17 protein-coding genes are annotated in these 17,691 nt (G+C 61.7%); 5 read left to right on the top strand and 12 right to left on the bottom strand.

The genetic code is table 11. The annotated features are described in order from the left end of the window. Positions 1 to 101: 101 nt before the first annotated feature. From ACIA76_RS39215 to ACIA76_RS39195, 5 genes are all read left to right on the top strand, one after another. Entirely contained in the window at positions 102 to 350 is a 249-nt protein-coding gene (locus ACIA76_RS39215) for a hypothetical protein (RefSeq protein WP_397159868.1), read from the top strand. Beyond that, on the top strand, positions 350 to 652 hold the full coding sequence (locus tag ACIA76_RS39210; protein ID WP_397159866.1) for a hypothetical protein: 303 nt from the start codon (positions 350 to 352) through the stop codon (positions 650 to 652). Before ACIA76_RS39215 ends, ACIA76_RS39210 begins: the two co-directional genes overlap by 1 nt. Then, on the top strand, positions 645 to 1,682 hold the full coding sequence (locus ACIA76_RS39205; protein ID WP_397159864.1) for a hypothetical protein: 1,038 nt from the start codon (positions 645 to 647) through the stop codon (positions 1,680 to 1,682). The genes ACIA76_RS39210 and ACIA76_RS39205 overlap by 8 nt, the downstream gene beginning before the upstream one ends. Positions 1,683 to 1,698: 16 nt before the next feature. After that, positions 1,699 to 2,178, top strand: coding sequence for a hypothetical protein (locus tag ACIA76_RS39200; RefSeq protein WP_397159863.1), 480 nt, complete (start codon positions 1,699 to 1,701; stop codon positions 2,176 to 2,178). Positions 2,179 to 2,932: 754 nt separating this feature from the next. Continuing rightward, entirely contained in the window at positions 2,933 to 3,499 is a 567-nt protein-coding gene (locus tag ACIA76_RS39195; protein ID WP_397159861.1) for a helix-turn-helix domain-containing protein, read from the top strand. 515 nt (positions 3,500 to 4,014) lie between these two features. On the opposite strand, the gene ACIA76_RS39190 is transcribed toward ACIA76_RS39195, so the two are convergent. The 12 genes from ACIA76_RS39190 to ACIA76_RS39135 all read right to left on the bottom strand — a co-directional run bounded on the left by ACIA76_RS39190 (position 4,015) and on the right by ACIA76_RS39135 (position 17,682). Beyond that, entirely contained in the window at positions 4,015 to 4,431 is a 417-nt protein-coding gene (locus ACIA76_RS39190; protein WP_397159859.1) for a lasso peptide biosynthesis B2 protein, read from the bottom strand. Between the two features lie 8 nt (positions 4,432 to 4,439). Next, positions 4,440 to 4,703 carry a lasso peptide biosynthesis PqqD family chaperone gene (locus tag ACIA76_RS39185; RefSeq protein WP_397159857.1) on the bottom strand — a complete coding sequence of 88 codons (264 nt, stop codon included), beginning with the start codon at positions 4,701 to 4,703 and terminating at the stop codon, positions 4,440 to 4,442. Then, positions 4,700 to 6,568 (bottom strand): asparagine synthase-related protein, encoded by a 1,869-nt coding sequence (locus ACIA76_RS39180; RefSeq protein WP_397159855.1) that lies wholly within the window; start codon positions 6,566 to 6,568, stop codon positions 4,700 to 4,702. Before ACIA76_RS39180 ends, ACIA76_RS39185 begins: the two co-directional genes overlap by 4 nt. 7 nt (positions 6,569 to 6,575) lie before the next feature. Beyond that, complete coding sequence (locus ACIA76_RS39175; RefSeq protein ID WP_397159853.1) at positions 6,576 to 6,716, bottom strand: lasso RiPP family leader peptide-containing protein; 141 nt, start codon at positions 6,714 to 6,716, stop codon at positions 6,576 to 6,578. Positions 6,717 to 7,256: 540 nt separating this feature from the next. Then, positions 7,257 to 8,585 carry an IS630 family transposase gene (locus ACIA76_RS39170; RefSeq protein WP_397159851.1) on the bottom strand — a complete coding sequence of 443 codons (1,329 nt, stop codon included), beginning with the start codon at positions 8,583 to 8,585 and terminating at the stop codon, positions 7,257 to 7,259. Between the two features lie 197 nt (positions 8,586 to 8,782). Continuing rightward, positions 8,783 to 9,814, bottom strand: coding sequence for a 2,3-diaminopropionate biosynthesis protein SbnB (gene sbnB / locus ACIA76_RS39165; RefSeq protein WP_397159849.1), 1,032 nt, complete (start codon positions 9,812 to 9,814; stop codon positions 8,783 to 8,785). Further along, entirely contained in the window at positions 9,811 to 11,013 is a 1,203-nt protein-coding gene (locus tag ACIA76_RS39160) for an MFS transporter (RefSeq protein ID WP_397159847.1), read from the bottom strand. The genes sbnB and ACIA76_RS39160 overlap by 4 nt, the downstream gene beginning before the upstream one ends. After that, positions 11,010 to 11,624 carry a winged helix-turn-helix domain-containing protein gene (locus ACIA76_RS39155; protein WP_397159845.1) on the bottom strand — a complete coding sequence of 205 codons (615 nt, stop codon included), beginning with the start codon at positions 11,622 to 11,624 and terminating at the stop codon, positions 11,010 to 11,012. Before ACIA76_RS39155 ends, ACIA76_RS39160 begins: the two co-directional genes overlap by 4 nt. A 44-nt stretch (positions 11,625 to 11,668) precedes the next feature. Then, positions 11,669 to 13,450, bottom strand: coding sequence for a gamma-glutamyltransferase family protein (locus tag ACIA76_RS39150; RefSeq protein WP_397159843.1), 1,782 nt, complete (start codon positions 13,448 to 13,450; stop codon positions 11,669 to 11,671). 84 nt (positions 13,451 to 13,534) lie between these two features. Beyond that, positions 13,535 to 14,617: a pyridoxal-phosphate dependent enzyme gene (locus ACIA76_RS39145; protein WP_397159841.1), complete on the bottom strand. Its 1,083-nt coding sequence runs from the start codon at positions 14,615 to 14,617 to the stop codon at positions 13,535 to 13,537. Continuing rightward, positions 14,618 to 16,918 carry a lantibiotic dehydratase gene (locus ACIA76_RS39140; RefSeq protein ID WP_397159839.1) on the bottom strand — a complete coding sequence of 767 codons (2,301 nt, stop codon included), beginning with the start codon at positions 16,916 to 16,918 and terminating at the stop codon, positions 14,618 to 14,620. It lies immediately after the preceding gene. Positions 16,919 to 16,920: 2 nt separating this feature from the next. Next, a complete protein-coding gene (locus ACIA76_RS39135) occupies positions 16,921 to 17,682 on the bottom strand; it encodes an aspartyl/asparaginyl beta-hydroxylase domain-containing protein (protein WP_397159837.1) in 762 nt (253 codons plus the stop codon). Between the last annotated feature and the right edge of the window lie 9 nt (positions 17,683 to 17,691).

Here is a 17,691-nt window from a genome sequence, read left to right as displayed (position 1 = left end):
CAACCTGTACGCCGCCCTGGCGCCGCTGACCGCCAGGGCGTCATCAGGCCCACCCTGCACGCCGCAGGCCACAGGCCGCCGAAAACCTTCAGGCACAACCCATGACGATGCTCGCCCGCTACAAGGCCGAGCAGCCAATCACCTACACGAGAGCCGAGGCCGGCGAGCTGCCCGCCGAACTCCTCACCCCGCATGGCCGACGGCTTCTGGTCCGACAGCTGGTCGCCGACGGAATGACCGATCGCGAGATCGCCGAGCATGCGCGATGGAGCCTCTACACCACCGAACGCATCCGCGACTCTATCCACTTGCGCCCCAACATCGCCCGAACAGAATGCGAGGCCGCCTGATGGGCAACTGTCTTGCCATCGATGCTTTCTACCCCGCCCGCCTCCGTAACGCGGCCGAGACCGTCGCCATCGAGCTGTACCGCGAGGGCATGTCCCACACACATCTTGCCGGGCTCGTTCCGGGCTGCCGTCAAGCGTTCTGGCGGGGCTTCGCAGGCGTCTGCGACTACTCGCCCGGAACCCCCGAAAGCGCATGGGCACTCACTGGTTTCGATGCAGCGGCCGTCGTCTACCGGATCGCATCGGAGTTCGGTGTCGACGAGGACGACCTACGCGGAGAGGTCGTGACCACTCATGCCTAGAGACTCCCGGCCGTTCATCACCATCACCGTGGACATGCCCCGCAACCCGAAGTTCGCCGGGCTGACCAAGGGGCAGAGGTTTCTCGTCGTCGAGGCGTGGTGCCACTGCGGCGAATACCTCACCGACGGCGTCGTCGACCCTGCCACGTGGCGCGGGCTGGCGACCAAACGAGACCGTGACGCGGTCCTGACGACCGGGATCGCCATTGAGTTCCGGAAGGGCGAAATCGTCCGGATTCCGTCCGGATTCCATCCGGATTGCGACGAGATTCGCGCAGAATTCGAGTCCACCTCGGGCAGAACCTTGCCGACAGATTGCGTGCTGTTCTTGGACTATCTCGACCACCAGCAGAGCCGCGCCGAAGTCGAGTCGAAGCGCGAACAACGCAGGTCAGCAGGCCGCAAGGGCGGCGAGGCCAAGGCCCGGAACGCTGCCAAACCGGATAGTACGCGGCTAGCAAGTGCTACAGCAGATGCCTACCAAACGCCTAGCAAAAACGTGCCAGAAAAAGAAGTAGATAAAGAAGTACCTACTTACGTAGGTACTGAAAACACTCCATCGACCGCTGCGCGGCCGACGCCGACCGCAACCCTTCCACCGGGCTTCACCGAGTTCTGGACGACCTACCCGCGCCGCACCGACAAGGGCGGAGCCCGCCGGGCCTACGCCAAGGCAATCGCGAAGGCAACCCCCGAAGCGATCCTTGCCGGTGCGTCCCGGTTCGCGGCTGACCCCAACCTGCCCGAGCAGCAGTTCATCCCACACCCGGCAACGTGGCTCAACGGCGAACGCTGGTCGGACGACCCGCTACCGCCCCGCTCCCAGCTCGGCCGGGCAGCCGCCGAGCGCCCCGTGATGTCGAACGGCCGCCAGCTCACTCCGGCCGAAATGAAGTTCGCCCAGGCCGAAGCGCTCAAGATCAACCCGAATCCCGAGATCCTGCACGCCGCAGGCATTCCCGTTCCACCGACCACACATCCATACGATGCGTTAACCGGGTTCGGGACACCCCGCGCGATCACCGCCTGACCTGAGGAGGCAACGCATGGCCAGCGATCCCCGTGACACCGTGGTCGCGCTGCTCCAGCTCGCCCAGTCGTACGACTCCCGCCACATCGACTCCCTCATGGTCGATTCGTGGCTCGATGCCGCCCACCGTGCCCGCTGGACACCCGAGGCAGCGGCTGCGGCGATCCGCGCCCACTACGCCGAACAGACCGAGCGAATCATGCCGGGACACGTCACGGCCCGAATCCGTTCAGCGGCAAAGGCTCCGGGCTACGCGCCGGAGTATCGTCCGGAGGTCTCTGCAGAACCGCCCGCCAGCAAGGAAGGACGGGAAGCTGCCCGCGCGTTGTTCGCTGCGTCGATCCGAACGCACGAAACCCGGACGCCCGCATTGCAGCCTAGACGGGTCTCTGAGCCGTCCCTCACGTCGGTGGTCGGCGAGGAGCCGGTTCGGGCGTTCTCGAGCGATCTGGGCGGGATCTTGAACCAGATACACATGGATGGGGGCGGCACCTAGCCTTGACTGTGGCGGTCAGCACGGCCTCGGGAAACTCCACGGTGCCTAGCGCCGCTTCGACCGCGGGATGCGTGGGGGAAGTCGGCATCGATCCCGTGTCCGGGTAGATCCACTGCGAGCGCACGGTGTCCGCGCGATGCAAGCTCGCGCACCAGTGAGGTCCAGGACACGGCGTTGGCGTGTGCCCCATGCACGAGCATGTAGGTCGGACGGCCCTCCCTACCTACGACACCGTTCCAATCCCGGCCTTCCGGATCCACCATGAACTCCCCGTCGCCACACCAACCGCTACGGAACCACCGTGACACACCAGCTGCGCGCACAGTCGACCGGGCCGCCGCATTCCACGGCGAGAATGATTGACGCGCAGATGATTCGAACTCGGTGCACTACTCGGAGTGAACCGGATGCGATGCAAGATCAATGTCCTGTAATAGCGGATTACGTGACGGTGCCGTGCCACGGTGGCCGTCGACGTGAGCAGCACGTCCACCGGACTCGAACCTGATGCAATTAGTCTCGGTCAGCGCTGTGACGCTGTACCCAGAACGACTGTCGACTCACGCGGGTGAACCAGCTATCGGGTTTCGCAGTACGTAGGAGCCTAGCGAAACCACTAACTGTTATTCGCAAAGAAGTCTTCGCGAATAACTGTTTGTGGTTTACAGTGGGCGGTATGACTGAGGCACACACGGGACTGGTTGACTCGAAAGTCGATGCAGGCGTGGTTGTTCTGGGTGCGAAGGGGCTGCGTGTGTTGGCACACCCAGTGCGCGTGCAGCTCGTCGGGTTGCTGTGGAGGTACGGCCCGTCGACGGCTACTCGTCTCGCCGAATGGTTGGGCGTCAATTCCGGTACCGCCAGCTACCATCTGCGCCAGCTCGGTGCCGCCGGTTTCGTGGAGGAGGACACCGAACGCGGTAATGCCCGCGAGCGCTGGTGGCGTGCGGCGGATGAGTCGACGCGGTTCGACAACACCGAGCTGGCCCAACAGGAACCCGAGGCCACATTCGCCTATATCCAGTCCGTCGCCGCCACACACGCCATGAACACCCAGCGCACACTTAACGAGCTGCAGACGATGCCGCGCGTATGGCGGGATACCTTCGGTATGAGCGACTGGGCCTTGCGGCTCACCTCCGACGAGGCGGAAGCCCTAGGCCAGGAGCTGCATGCGGTCATCGCCCGCTATCGCCGAGATACGCCGAAAGCGACGGCGAGTGCCCCCGAGGGGGCCGAACGAGTCTCGGTGATTTGGCATCTGCTTCCCGAGCTGGACGTGCCGCCCGGGGGCACCGTCCCAGTCCCCGGCGAACGCTAAGGACGGAGATGCGTTGTGACCGAAGAGGTCCCGAACACGCCTTGGCACCGCCCAGAAACTCAGCGCAGACCACGGGTCCGAGCACGCCGAAGAAGGCAAAAAGCATGTTCGTGATCGATGACATGCCCACGACGCTCCACACCCAGCTGTGTGAGGAGAACTCGTTCCAGCCCTGTGCGCATGCGGACAGGTACGTTGGCGCCTGAACACGCTGGGTGTTTGGTGGGCAACCGCATCCGCAACAGGCAGAACGCGCTAAACGCGAAACTCGCCGCGTCGGCGGCCAAGACCCAGCCAGGGCCAACGCCCCTGTCAGCGTGGCGGAGAGCACGGGATCGAGCACCATCGAGGCGGATTGGACCAGGCTGCGCAGCACGTTGGCTTCCTGGCGGAACGGCTAGCCAACGGTGCTCTGACTCACTCCGCTGATGGCGGCCATGAACAGTGCGGCCGAGGCGCCGCTGATGGCCTGGAGAATCACCATTTGCCACACCTGGTTGCCTACCCGATGGCAGCTACCGGCGCGCGGGGCTGCTGGGCACGGTCAGTAGTTTGTGATACGTATCTACACTGCGGGGTTCCCCGATCGGATGTCCGCCGACTTCCACCCATGCGTGAGCGCGAAAAGGATTGGTGCGGACTCCTGTACACCAATCGGGCCAGGCACCGCGCATCCGGCACAGTATGACCGTTGCCACGGAGCGCTGTAGACACCCTCCTTCCCCGGCACAGGATGCACTTACCGCAACAACAGCATTGCGAGCCTCAAGTGCCTGTCGGGACGTAGCGGAATCGGACCCCCGTCGGAGTGCAATCAGTACGCGCCGGAGGGCGCGAGGCTTGAGGAGTACGAGCAGTCGCGCAGTTAGAGTGGCCAAGAGTGCGAGTGGGCGGTGATGAAGCGGGAGTGAACCCCGGGTGGTCGGCACCATCGGTGTACTCATTTGGGTACCACCAGTCGCGCGTCGGAGAGCGCGGTAATGAGTGCGGCCACGTCGTTGGCGGCACGTTCGGCAGAAAGATGCGGGTGTACCTCGCGCAGTCTGTGAGCGCTGTCGTCTGGGGCCGATCCGCCGAGGAGAGCGCGCAGAATAAAAGTAGCTGTGTTGTTGAGCTGCCAGTAACGGCCGCTGGCTTCGTCAAGCAGCACCATGCCATCCTCGGTGTCGGTCGCGCAAACATCATGACGGAGAAGCAATTTCATGGCATTCCTTCGATTATTGTAGTGCACGACGGCTCCCTGCGTTGGGCCCGAGCACGCAACCAGACCTCACTGCCGAGAGTAGAGTCGAGACGGCGCGGCACATCTAAAGTGGGGTCGAGCCCGAGCAGGCTGGCACGGACAGCTTTGGCGTCGATCAGCCCGGCGCGTACGAGGCGGGAGTCATCAAACAGATTTATCAGTGCGGCCCGATTCCGGCGTAAGCCGATGTAAACGTCAGCAGAGTATTCGCCTTTTGTGGTTCGTGTTAGGAGTGGCTCGGGCATGGTTCCGCGCATCGCCGCAGCCAGTACCGGTTTGTATCGACCGGGTATGATACGCTCAGTTAGTCGGATGGCCAGTGCTGCTTCGATTACGCCGTCGTCAAGGTAAGGAGCGCAGTATTCCAGCCCCATAGGGGAGAAGACCTGGCTCAATTGCCGGACGCTACGGCCACTAATCTGGACTGTCGAGAGCGTCGCGTGCTGCGCACGCTGGGAAGCCAAGGGCTCGGTGGCGTCGAGCTCCTCGCGGAGCAGACTCTGCACGGTCTGGACGGCATCAGGGGTTGCCCAAGAGGGCATTGGTAGTCCAACGTTCCAGGTGAGTGAGGGGACATATCGGCCCGAGGCGGCCGACATGGTCTGCAGATCCGAGAGGTTGTCCGACCAAGTCTTCATCCACTCGCTGAACGAGCTTTGATCCGCTAGCTGGCGCAGCATTGGCCACATTGGCCAATGCTGTAAGGCTCGTTGTCTACGAATACGCTTCAGCGCCGCGAATGGACGATCGCGGAGAAGGTCGTGCAGGTACTGTGCGGGTGCCGTGAATAGTTCATCACCACCGCCACCTGTCATGTGTAGCCTTGAGCCGCAGCCGGTCATCATCCGGGCGAGCAACTTGTTCCGGGCGCTGTCGCGCACCCATCCGCCAGGCTCATCGGTAGCCATGTCTCTCAGACATGTCACATCGCTATACCATAAGGGCCATTCGTCGCGGGCGCACACCACATGCTCGATATCCGGAAGATGAGCTGTCGCGCGCTCGGCCCAAGCCACGTCATCATTCTCGTGATCTAGGCTTTCCCAGCGCAGAGTCACCAACTCCGCCCGGCCTTGATCCTGTGTCCGGGCCGCCAGAAAGCATAGACTGGTGGAGTCCATTCCGCCGGACAGGTCTGCGCTGACTGTGCCGCCGTCGGCCACGCACGAATCCACAGCAGTGGTCAGCGCCTTGTTCACCGAGGGCGCCCCCTCAGCCATAGTGAGTTCCGGCTCAGGGCATTCCCACCATCGCTGCGTGCGGGGCCGCCCATCCGCCCCGATCAGCAAGCAGTCATGCGAGCGCACGGCGCGCACACTCCGCCACGGGGATCGGTCGTCCAGCGGGTAGGGAGGAGGCGAGTCGAGCAGGTAGACCGCTAACAATCGCTCATCGACACTCGCGCCGACCATCAACGCGAGCCTGTCCGCCCTGTTCGCAGCTATGGTGACATCGCCCACAAGGGTATAAAACACCCGCCGCACACCCGATGCGCTTCCCCGCATACGAACCCGACCATCGACCGAAGCGACGAGGTGAAAGCTGCCAGCTAATCCCCTGGCCGCAGACTCCACGTCACCAACGTCACGGACCCGTTCCAACCGGGCCGACAGCGCGTCGGCGGTGACCGGGCAACGCCCGATCACCGCCATTCGCCGTGCCCGAGCTGCGCCAACCTTCACGTACCCGCGCGGCCAGCTGCCCAGCAACCATGGCCGCCCCGAAGGATGAGCGATAACCTGGCTCGACCACGGCCGCACGAGGCGGGCAGCGATCAACGCCGACTCGCAGTCCGGGAGAATCGCGAACCACACCTCATCAACCATTGTGCCCTCAGATCACAGTGTGTTCGTACCAGCGAAAGCCTGTTTCGCCACCGTCCCAGTTCTGGCCGTATAGACCGCCACGCGTCAACTCAGCAAAATCGCCTACTTTGACAATTTGTGGCGGCTCGTACATTTCATTCTGATCCATTGATCATCTCCTAATACTGGCTTATCCGAACCGACGAACCGTGCATGTCCTTATTTGGCCCCGCAGAAGTGGTACCGCGGATAAGGTGAGGATGGTTTTGCACGCCCCGTCATAAAGCATGTTAGAGAGGGCCGGGCCTTCAGGGCAATAGGTCGCGTTGACCCATGATTTATACCCGTGCGATGCCCTCCGTTGCCTCAGCTCAGGACGCACGTATAGGCATGCCAATGCCGTGGCAGTCGGTGTGGGACTACCTACATCCGGCAAGAAAGACGGGTCAGACGCAAAGCTGTGACGGGGGTGACGTTGCAGCGGTATCCCGTCGGACTCGCGATCGGCAAGAGTTGGTCCGGCCCGGCTCCGACGGACTCTGCAGCACCAGACAACTCCGAATCCGTCACGATATCGACCAACTCGGCGACATCAGACGAAGCCCTGCCTGGGACGCACCAGTCGCTAAAACATGGCAATTAACGTAGGCTCAGCCGAGACGATCGGTGAGTACGTGACTCCTGTCGACCTTTTGCGTAAGGAAGATCGCTAGTGTCCTGCGCCTGAAATGCGTTGAAGATATTTAGCGAGTGATTCGAGGATCTCTTCCGCGGTTTTGCGCCAGACGAATGGTTTCGGGTCGGCGTTCCATTGCTCGATCCAGGCTGTGATGTCTTTGTCCAGTGCCGCAACGCTTTTGTGGACTCCGCGGCGCAGAAGTTGGTCGGTGAGGAACCCGAACCAGCGCTCGACCTGGTTGAGCCAGGACGACCCGGTTGGGGTGAAATGCATGTGGAAGCGTGGATGTTTGGCCAGCCAGGCGTTGATCGTCGGTGTCTTGTGGGTGGACAGGTTGTCGCAGACCAGGTGGACGTCCAGTTCCGCGGGCACGGCCTTGTCGATCGCGATGAGGAATTTCTTGAACTCGGCCGAGCGGCGGCGGGAGTACAGCTTGGAGATCACGGCTCCGTCGGCGATGTCGAACGCCGCGAACAGGCTGGTCACGCCGTGGCGGACGTAATCGTGGGAGTATCGCTCGGGCATGCCGGGCATCATCGGCAGCACCGGTTGCGAGCGGTCCAGTGCCTGGATCCCCGACTTCTCGTCCACACACAGCACGACCGCTCTTTCGGGTGGATTGTGATACAGCCCGACCACGTCGACGACCTTGTCCACGAACAACGGATCGGTCGAGAGTTTGAAGCCGTCGGCCACATGCGGTTTCAGCTCGAACTTGCGCCAGATCCGCCCAATCGTCGATGGCGACAAGCCACTTCGTTTGGCCATCGAGGTCCGCGACCAATGCGTCGCGTCTGCCGGTTTCTGTTCCAAGGTCATCGTGAGGACTTCTTCGACCTTGTCCAGCAGGATCGACGGGGGCCGTCCCGGCCGCGTCTCGTCGGACAATCCCTCGAGACGTTTCTGCGCGAAACGCCTCCGCCACTTACCCACCGTCTGGGCAGTGATACCCAACTCGGCCGCTACATCCTGATTGGATTTGCCTGCTGCACAACCCAATACGATCCGGCAGCGTTCCGCGAGTGCCTGCGACGACTTGGATCGACGCGCCCACCGCCCCAACGCCTCACGCTCATCGCCGGTCAACACGATCTCGGCCACCGGCCGCCCACCACGATCACGATCACCCAGCCCTTCCAGACCCTCGGCGGCGAACTGCCCACGCCATCTCGCCGCCGACCCCACCGAGACACCGACAAGCCGCGCGGCACCCGCATTCGACATACCCTCAGCACAGGCCAGCACGATCCGAGCCCGTTGCGCCTCACGCCGATCCGGCGACTCCGCCATGCGCGCAAGCTCCACACGCTCAGCGTCGGACACAACGATCTCAACAGCAGAAGGCCCACGATGCGACACACAAACAGACTAACAACTTAAGGGACGCATTTCAGGCGCAGGACACTAGCTAGTGGGGCAGCAGGATCGAGGATGAGCCACGCCGCGTCGTTCGTCGACTTCCGCACCTGGAGGATCACCAATGGAATCCGGACCGGGTCCGCGCGATCGAAGTGGACCCGGGAACAATCGCTTCCAGCGCCGTACATAGCATCCAATCACCAGCGCTCCTTCTCTCCAAAGAACCCATCAATCTCGATAGCTTTCCCTTGAGCCACCGCAGTTTCGTACACGTGATGGGCTACGGAAAGATCGAGCACACCGAGACCGAACGGGGAAAATATCACTGGCCGCACTGGACTTACCCGTATCTCGTCACGCATAATTTGACTGAGAGTCCCATCAATAAAGCGACGGTTTTCATACTTCTGCTCAGCCAAATGTGGGGATGTATCAGCTTTAAGACAGTGTTCAACGTCATCGAGTATGTTATGCGCGTCGTAAATGACATCTGGCCCGATATCACGCAAGGAAATATTCAGCACCACCTGTCCAGGCCGAAATGTCCCCGGTTCGGTGAGGTAGGGCTTGGACGCCGTGGTTGCGAGAACCACCAGCTCCGAGTCTAGGATAGCCAAGTCGAGACTTTTGGCTACGTTACTCCGGTAGGCATACGCCGAGGAGCTATATGTCGCAAGCTGAGCTGCGTAGTCGTCCACGAGGTCAAAGATGGCGAGTTCATCGAAGATCCACTGTTGTGCAGCGAGGAAATCGACGATATTTCGAGCAATGACGCCCGCGCCGATGACCGCTATCTTCGTGGCTGTACGCCCGCCGTGAATCACCTCAGCAGCGAGGGCGGCGGAGGCCGCGGTGCGTGCGGCGCTGATCTGCGCACCTTCGAGGCAGGCGAACGGGTAGCCGGTGGAATGGTCGTTAAGAATCACTACGGCAGAGGCGCGAGGGAGATTGCGAGCAATATTTTGCGGGTAGCTGGAGATCCATTTGATGCCCGCAATATTCGGCTGAGCCCCCAGGTAGGCGGGCAGTGCAATGATTCTAGAAGACGGCTGCTCAGGGAAGCGTAGGAAATAACTATCCGGGTTAACTGTTGCACCGTCGTGGTGAGCCAGATAGGTATCTCTAACTTTCTCTATAATCTGTGTCCGTGCGGTCGCAATAATCTCTCTTACGAGAGTACCGTCGATTACATGAAATTCTAGCAATGGAAAGGCCTCCTTCGATGTCAAATCTGGCGCGCTTCCAAAGATGCGCGTCGCTGTTCGTTGCGAGAGAAGAGGTATGCAGAACCAAGAAACCCAACCAACGCCATGATTAGTAGAAGAATCCGGTAATCTACGACGGCTACGAGAGCCGCCCCCAAAGCGATAGCTGCAGTCTGCGGTATAGCGGTAGCCATATTGATTGCTGCCGAGGCTCGCCCCATCTTCTCGGGTTCAGTTCGGCGCTGCAGCAGTGTTGTCATACCCACAACGATCCACGGCAGACTTGCGCCTAGCAGAGCGAACCCGGCGATAGCGGCAGGTAGCCGGGGCACCACCTGGAACAGGGCACCGAGCCCAAAGCTCAGCATGCCTACTGCGCACAGATGCCCCTCGGAGAGCCGACGGAGCAGAGCTGGCGCCGTAAGGCCCGCCAGTACAGCACCGGCACCTTGAATTGAGAGCAGTAGGCCCAGAAATGGAGCAGGACGATGCAATCCTTGGGCCACCACAGCAAAGGAGATGGTTTCCGCCAAACCCAGACCGATAACGGCTGCGCTTGCGGCCATGACGACCTGGCGCAGAACGACTGTCCGAGTGACGTGCTTCAAGCCAGCGGTCAGGTCCGACTGCCACCGCCGTTTGTCTGTTTGGCTAGAATGGTCGACCAGTCTGATGAAGTTTATCAATATAGCTGCGGCCAGCAGTGCTGCGACGTTGACTGCGACCACCGGACCTATCCCGTATGCCGCAAGTAGGCCAGCACCCGCCAATGGAGCAATCAACCGGAGCCCTTGTTGAACTGTCTGAACCGTACTGTTGGCGGCTGGCAGTAGGTGCGCAGGCACGACACTCTGGACGAGCGCTGACTGGGCTGGGCTAAGTACGCTATACGCGAGGCCATATCCGAACATCACCAGGTAGACCAGCCACAATCGGTTCGCATCGCGCACGAGCAGGAGTGTCAACACGAATCCTGCTGCGATGACGTGGGTCACGACGAGCAATGGCAGACGACGTACACGGTCGACGACTATGCCCCCAAAAGGACTGAACAGGGTGCCCAATACCACGGCGAAGAAGGACATCCCGGCTGCTGCAGCACTGCCGGTCATCATCTGCACCCAGATACCTGCTGCCAGCCATAGCACGTTGGTACCGAGCGCCGAGAGTATCTGCGCGATAATGAGTAGCCTCAGGTCGCGGTGGGCCAGTAGTGATCTCATGCCTCACACTCCGCGTTGTCCAAATCCTGCGGGTGACGAAAGATGAGGATCTGGATGGCTTTACTACCTGCAGGGCGCCGCCCCTGGTCGACCTGGCGGTCCCGGAACTGCGAAAGAGTTGCATCCATTTGTCGATTCAGCTCCGCTAACTCCGTGTCAGTCACAAAGAGGACGTGTTCCGATACTCCGGTGACGGCCCGCCACTTTTGAGGAAGAATCGGACGTCTGTACAACGCGGTTCGCGCCTTGCTGAGCCATCCCTCCCACAGAACCTCCGATAATTTCGCTGCCGCAAGTGACGACTCCGCACTGTCTGATGTGTCCGAGTAGCTGAACCCCAAGTGCTTGCGCCGCCAGGGACGTCGCCGGCCGCCGCCTCCGTCAACTTCCTCGACAAAGCCGTACTTGCTCAGTGCCCTCAGATGGAAAGCACAGTTAGTCGGGGACTCATCCAGGTACTGAGCGGCTTCGGTTGCGGTGAGCGAGCCATGAGCCGCGAGCAGCTCCAGCAGCGCTAAACGTGTTGGATGTGCCAGCGCACGCATGGCTCTGGGGTTAGTCAGATGAACGGGCCCAGGCCCCGCGTCACCGGACGCTTCGTCAGAAGACATGTTTCGAAAGTGTAGTTTCGAAACATGTCTTTCGGAAGAGGCTGTCAACGACCGACCACGTGCCCTCGGCCTGTGCGTCTGCTGACCGCGCCCTTAAGCAGGCCCGTTGCTGGCTCGCGCTCGACGACCGCAAGCGCACTGGCTTGATCGTCGTCGACGACGAGGTGTCCTCGGTTACAAAGTTCGCTGATCACGGCTTCACCGAGCTGAGCCTCGACTGCAAGATGTCCCGGATGCCAATCTCGAGGTGAGAACGAACGCGGAAAGGCGTTGGAGTGCCAGGTTGGAGCGTCGGCTGCTCTTTGGATGTCCATGTCACCGAGGGTGTGCGCCAGCCAGAAACAAAGCTGCCACTGGTCCTGGTTGTCTCCTCCGGGAGAACCGAACGCCAGAACGGGCTCGCCATCCCGCATGGCAACGGTGGGCGACAAGGTTATTCGCGGCCGTTTGCCCGGCTGGAGGCTGTTCGGAAGCCCCTCCTCCAGCCAGAACATCTGCGCTCGGGTTCCCAGACAGAAGCCGAGGGACGGGATCGACGGCGACGATTGCAGCCAGCCCCCAGACTGGGTGGCCGAGACCATGTTGCCCTTGGCGTCAACCACGCTGACATGGACGGTGTCGCCTCGGGACCGGCCCAGGCGCGCACCCGGTTCACCGAGAACTGCAGCTGAGAGAGCGGTGGCATTTTCGGATTCGTGCTGCAGTCGAAGGCACGCTGGCAATCGAGGTCGACGACCCGCCACAGACCCTGGACGTAGGTCAAGCGACGCATCCTCCCTTACAAGAGCTCGGCGCTGTTCGAGATAGTTTGCAGACAGCAGGTCCGCCATAGGAACCTCAGCGTCCCCGTACCACGCCTCTCGATCGGCGAAGGCAAGCTTGGCGCACTCGGTGGTCAGGTGCACCGTGCGGGCCGTGGGCATTTCGCCTTCGTACGACAGCTCGTCGACGAATCCTTCCAGCAGTAGCAACATCTGTGCCAGCACCGGACCTTGCGACCACGGCCCGCACTTAGCCAACGTCCACTCGCCCACGTCAATGGTGAGGGGGTCTTCATAGGAAGCTTGCCAGTCATTGAGATCCTCGGCGGTGAGAAGTCCTGCATGTCGATCACCGGTATCATCGAGCGCCTCAGTGCGGCAGAATATTTCGATGGCCTCGGCGACGAAACCATGGGCCCATTCGTGTCGCGCGGCCTCGATCTGGGCAGTCCGGTCGCTGGTCATGGATTCCGCGGCAGCGAGCAACCGCTCCCACGTGTGCGCGAGGACAGGATTGGCATGCCTGTGGCGTGGTATATGTCCGCCGGGTAGCCACAGATCCCGAGAGGTTGTCCAATTCGTGTCGAAGACACTCGAAACTGAGGCGATCGCCGCTGAGGCGTGCCGTGTCAGGGGGAAACCGCGACCCGCGTACGAGATCGCGTAGTTCAGCACTTCGCGAAGAGGAATAGTGCCATAGTCCCGCAGTAGCAACAGCCACGCGTCCCAAGCGCCCGGGACAGTTGCCGCGAGCAGCCCACTACCGGGTATCTCGGTTAACCCCAGGGAGGTGTAGTGGGAAACGTTGGCTCCGGCTGGAGCGACGCCCTGACCGCATAACACTCGGGGAGCGTCCGCGTCCGCGGCATGGAATACGGCTGCCACTTCTCCGGCGGGACCGTTGAGATGCGGTTCGACGACCTGAAGCACAAATGCGGCGGCAGCGGCAGCGTCGAAAGCATTGCCGCCACGCTCAAGCACGGACATGCCACTTGCAGAAGCTAGCCAGTGCGTCGAAGCAACCATCCCATATGTCCCCACCAGTTCTTCGCGTCGGGTGAACACTGCTACTCCTCATCGATCCGTCAGCAAGGCCGCGGACGTGTTTTGTGTCTGTCGCTGACCAACTTGTCGATCAGCGGTGATCGGCTAGTACGGAATGCCGCAGCTACGTGCTCCTGGCATGAACTCCGCATCCCTACAGGACGCGGATCGCGCCAGGCGCAAACAAGCAAGCGCCTCGGTCATCGAGGACCTGATCGCAGTCGGCTCGGACGAGCGGGACCAGATCAGGTCCAGGTATTTCTCTCCCATATCCGGACAGATCACCGCGATTTCGGACAGTCCCGGATCCTCTATCGCGACGGCGATGGCGCCCAGCACCGCCGCCGCGGCAGAGCCACCCAGCGTCAAGCCGACCGATGCTGCCAATACGCGACATGCCTCAGCCACTTCTAAGTCGTGCAGAACAACACGACGACCCCAGTCCGCACTAGAGAGAAAGTCGGATTCCCGGCCCGAGCCGAAGCCGGGGATCTTGGCCGACCTCGGTGCTGCCCGTCCCCCAGTAGCCGCCGAACCGACCGCGTCCACGGCAATCATCGTCGTGGACGGCGACCACTCTCGGAAAAATGCGGACAGACCAGCGAACGTACCTCCGGTCGAAACCGGCACAGCGACTGCATCCGGCGGCACTCCGTCAAAATCGTCGGCGAGCTCTGGGCCTGTCCATTCTCGATGAACGCGCGGATTGGCGCCGCTGCCATACTGGTTCGTCCACACTGCGTCGGGATGCTCGGCCAGAAACCGCCGCACGAGATTCAGCCGAGCTTCGACCGGATTGCCCCCATCCCGTGCTGACGCCGTGACTAGTGCTGCCCCGGCGGCACGCATCAGCAAACGGCTGGTTTGTGGAGTGTTCTCGTCCACCACGAGGGTGCACGAGTACCCGCGGGCACGACAGATCCCGGCCAAGGCAATCCCCAGGTTGCCCGAGGTGGATTCGACCACCGCCCCGCCCTGCTCAAGCTGCCGGCTACGTTCTGCGGCTTGAAGCAACGCATGGGCTGTGCGCGCCTTAAGCGAACCAAAGACGTTGAGCCCCTCCAGCTTCAGCCACAATCGACATCGTCGGCCTTGGAGGGGCACGATAATCGGTACCAAGGGCGTCCTCCCGATACCCACCGCACCGGTGTCTGCCGTATTTAGCGACACATGCTCGTCGCGGTTCATCTACCCCCCTATCCCTGGCTGCGGCCGGTAGTAGCCGAAGCGAAGCTCACAGGTGTGCCGCCCCTGTTCCTGATGCAGCCACAGTCGCTGCGGATCGGGCAGCATCTCCGACACGGTGACGGGTTCGGTCGCCCGCGAGTAATGCCGACTGAAGATGTCCACGAGAACGGGCGCCATGAAGTCGACGAAAATGGGTTTCGGCTCACCGGGGAATTTCGCGTAGATCTGGTCCGGCAATCCGTACTTGTCCTTCAACCGCCACATCTCGAGCTGGTTGCCCACTGAAAGGCTCCTCCAGCCTCGACGTCGAGGCGGTGGGATCCGCCAGGTCTCGCGGTGTACGACAGTCCGTCCAATGGTGAACCGAGGAAGGTGATCCAGCCCGTCCAGCGGCCGAAACATGTCCTCCGCCCCGATCAGGCGGGCACCGGTGAAGGGGGTGAAGATCGACTCGATTTCAGCCGTCCACGAGAACAGCGGGGGACGTGTCAAATAGATCCGCCCGAGTTCGGTCGACTCCAACACGAGTCGTCCAGCATCCAGCCGGACAGTCAGCCCCGCCGCCCGCCCTACTGAACCCGATGGTCGGGGGCTGTGACCCAGAAACTCGACCTCGGGCAGCACCTCGCTGCGCGCAACGGTTTTGCGCCAGTGACCCAACACGGGGTCGCATATCTGACCGTCGGTGAGGCCGCTGATCAGCTCACCGATTTCGGCCTCGAACTCGGTGCGACGTGGGTGCATCGCGGGCCAGAGTCCCTGCAGCAACTGGTCGTGAAGGCCGTGGACCTCTCCGACCACGACGTCGAAAGTCCCCGCGTTGATTTCGTTGAGATCGGCCGCGCTCACGAACAGGTCTGCTCCTGCCACGCACCACGTGTCGAAATCAACCCTCTCCGCACGCCGTTGCCCCCACTCCAGGTCCACCGTCACACGAGACTCACCACATCGGGCAACGAGCTCGTCGCTGAGCGCCGAAGGGCCATCGATCGTCGTCCGAGCCTCTTCGGCGCGCAGTGCTGCGGCCAGGTTCGTTGCGGTCGCCTCGGCCAACACGACGTCGAGCGGGACGCAATGGTGCGGACCGAAAGTCCGTGCAAACCAGTCGGTAATGAGCTCGACGGAGCGGCGACGCCGGGCCAGAGAAAGCTCGAACAGCAGATCCAGCACCACCGGAGCCTCGTGGCGCAGATACCCGGAGACGGGCTCCCCGATATCGAAGCGGCGCCAGGGGAACAGACCGTCTTCAATAAGTACCGTCCGGTCGGCGTAATGCTGTCCGGCGGCTCGCTGAGAATGCCGGCCTGTGACTGCCGTGAACGAACGTTCGGTACCACACAGCGCCATCTGTCGTTCGGACAGACTGCCTCCGCTGCTGAACCGGTTTCGCCACTGCTCCAGATCCTCAAGCACCTCGCACCAGCGCCGACCCACCACTGGAGGTAACGCGCGGGCGAACTCGACCAGTGGGAGGAATGGATCGATCAACCCAGCAGGCACCACAAGACCAAATCGCAACAGGCGCCGCCGTTCCAGGTCATCGAGCACCTCGATCACCGTAGTCAGATCCAGACCCTCTGCATCGGCGAGCGCAATCGCGGTAGTGTGCCCGTCACATCGGCGAAACAGGCGGACTTCGAGGTCGCTGCGCTGCGGTTCGCCCAGCTCGACGATCTCGATCGGCCACTCGCCGTAGCCCACCAGTGCGTACTGGCCATCCCGATGCACCAGGTTCGGCGGCAGCGATGGCGCTATCCATGGGCGCACTCCCGGATCGGCACTAATCGCCTCCGCGATGGCCTCTGCCGCCCAATATGTCCAACCCGTGTGCAGGAGAGGTGGTTGGGAATCACCGAGATCCAGGACAATGCCGTCCAGCCCGCCTACTCGCGCCCAATACACCGGACCGAAGAAGCTTGTGCTCTCATTCTTGGCGCACAATCGCTGCAGGTACATCGCCGCAGTCAGCACCCGTCGACGATCGTCGGAACGTAGCCGGGCCACATCCGGATCGGCGGCCAGCCACCGGTGCAGTTGCTGGTAGGCAGTCGAGCTTGACAACAGCACGGCCTCAAGGAGACGAGGGTCTCGGTATGCCTCCACAAGGTGCTTCACGCACTCTGTGATCGCCGCATTCACGGCCTGTTCGTCGCCCTCGGCCACCGACGCGCGTATGTCATCGATTCGCAGTCGTTCCAGTACGTCGTAACTGAAACCGGTCGACTTCACCAGAACCCATGAAGCGAGCGCCCACGGACGCTGGGAGGCCGCATTATCGATCGAAATCGGTTCCGCGCTCATCGCTAGGCGTCCTTATACAGGAAGGTCTTCCAGACCGTCATCATGTAGGCCAGGGCTCGTTTCTCCAATTTGGTCAAATCTGGGTGCCAGACATCGAAGAGTAGAACCGCGCGTCCTCGGTCGCTGTCGTTCCACACCTCATGGTCGAACGAGTCATCGAACAAGAGAACTTTGCCTTCGGTCCATGGCCTGGTCTGCGAACCGACCCGCATCCGCGCGCCTTCCGGGACGGCGAGTCCAAGGTGAACGCGTATCCGCGCGTTAATGAATCCGCAGTGAGGCGTTACGTGTGCTCCCGGGCCCATGATCGAGAAATAACACATTCCCGAGTCTTTGATCCCGTCCAGGCCTGAAAGAGCGCTGACGGTGCGAGGACATTCCGCGATATTCTCCGAGTATTCTCGTCCGAGCAGGTAGAAGTAATACGCAGTCCACAGCCCTGATTCTGCTAGGTTCCCCGAGTTTGGGTGGCTTATTGCCTTGTCGCCACGCAAACCGCCGACGGATTCGAACTCAGCTTTGATGTCGGGGTAGGCCATTTCGAGTTTTTCCACCCAGCCGAACTGTTCGTGATCCCACCACGGTGTGGCCGTCAAGCCTGGAATGAACACTTCGGGGTGCTGTATACCGGCTTCCTCCCCTGGCTCTCGACCTGCGCTGAGGTCCATTCCGTCGCGTATGCGGGAAAGTTCGGTGCGGCAGACCCCCTGCTCATCAATCCAACGCTCAAGGTACTGCCTGCTGTCGTTCACCCACGCTGGCATGACCAGTTT

Source organism: Nocardia sp. NPDC051570 (genome assembly GCF_044454005.1).
Taxonomy (GTDB): Bacteria; Actinomycetota; Actinomycetes; order Mycobacteriales; family Mycobacteriaceae; genus Nocardia.
The sequence above is the reverse complement of the archived record's forward strand: the minus strand, read 5'-3'. Positions and strand labels throughout refer to the sequence as shown.

What these genes read in the sequence shown, in the direction of transcription:
- ACIA76_RS39160 (WP_397159847.1), bottom strand. Translation starts at nt 11,013, where the DNA reads ATGAGATCACTACTGGCCCACCGCGACCTGAGGCTACTCATTATCGCG.
- ACIA76_RS39175 (WP_397159853.1), bottom strand. Translation starts at nt 6,716, where the DNA reads ATGGATCAGAATGAAATGTACGAGCCGCCACAAATTGTCAAAGTAGGC.
- ACIA76_RS39190 (WP_397159859.1), bottom strand. Translation starts at nt 4,431, where the DNA reads ATGGTGCCGACCACCCGGGGTTCACTCCCGCTTCATCACCGCCCACTC.
- ACIA76_RS39135 (WP_397159837.1), bottom strand. Translation starts at nt 17,682, where the DNA reads ATGCCAGCGTGGGTGAACGACAGCAGGCAGTACCTTGAGCGTTGGATT.
- ACIA76_RS39210 (WP_397159866.1), top strand. Translation starts at nt 350, where the DNA reads ATGGGCAACTGTCTTGCCATCGATGCTTTCTACCCCGCCCGCCTCCGT.
- ACIA76_RS39200 (WP_397159863.1), top strand. Translation starts at nt 1,699, where the DNA reads ATGGCCAGCGATCCCCGTGACACCGTGGTCGCGCTGCTCCAGCTCGCC.
- ACIA76_RS39185 (WP_397159857.1), bottom strand. Translation starts at nt 4,703, where the DNA reads ATGAAATTGCTTCTCCGTCATGATGTTTGCGCGACCGACACCGAGGAT.
- ACIA76_RS39180 (WP_397159855.1), bottom strand. Translation starts at nt 6,568, where the DNA reads ATGGTTGATGAGGTGTGGTTCGCGATTCTCCCGGACTGCGAGTCGGCG.
- ACIA76_RS39155 (WP_397159845.1), bottom strand. Translation starts at nt 11,624, where the DNA reads ATGTCTTCTGACGAAGCGTCCGGTGACGCGGGGCCTGGGCCCGTTCAT.
- ACIA76_RS39205 (WP_397159864.1), top strand. Translation starts at nt 645, where the DNA reads ATGCCTAGAGACTCCCGGCCGTTCATCACCATCACCGTGGACATGCCC.
- ACIA76_RS39215 (WP_397159868.1), top strand. Translation starts at nt 102, where the DNA reads ATGACGATGCTCGCCCGCTACAAGGCCGAGCAGCCAATCACCTACACG.
- ACIA76_RS39140 (WP_397159839.1), bottom strand. Translation starts at nt 16,918, where the DNA reads ATGAGCGCGGAACCGATTTCGATCGATAATGCGGCCTCCCAGCGTCCG.
- ACIA76_RS39145 (WP_397159841.1), bottom strand. Translation starts at nt 14,617, where the DNA reads ATGAACCGCGACGAGCATGTGTCGCTAAATACGGCAGACACCGGTGCG.